The following is a 412-nucleotide window of genomic DNA, read 5'->3' as shown; positions in this document are numbered from 1 at the left end:
ACCTGTCACCTTCGGGTTCACGCTCAGCCAGTTGCCGCTGATCATGAAGCATTCGCTTGAAGACAAGGACGCGAATGTCTGAGAGCCGCGCGGATTGGCGGCGGCAGGTCGCCTATGGCCTGCTGATTTTCCTGACGATCCTGCTTGTCCAGGTCATCACCGAACACAAGATGGGCCGCGTCTGGACCTGCGCCTGCGGCACGATCAAACTGTTCGAGCCCGCGGTCCACTCTTCCGGCAATTCCCAGCAGATTTCCGACTGGTATACGCCGAGCCACATTATTCACGGCTTCCTGTTCTACGGCCTGACCTGGCTCTTCCTGCGTCGCCAGCCGATCGCACTGCGTCTCGGCATCGCCGCGCTGATCGAAACCGCCTGGGAAATCCTGGAAAACAGCCCTATCATCATCCT

The 412-nt window shown here is 59.2% G+C and carries 1 protein-coding gene; it reads left to right on the top strand.

The genetic code is table 11. The features are described from left to right. Positions 1–74: 74 nt before the first annotated feature. On the top strand, positions 75–412 hold a 338-nt coding region (locus AC1D0P_RS30665), incomplete at its 3' end, for a DUF2585 family protein (protein WP_477680178.1).

Source organism: Polaromonas sp. P1_G2 (assembly GCF_056405515.1).
Note: the sequence above shows the minus strand (reverse complement) of the source record. Positions and strands in the feature narration are given on the sequence as shown.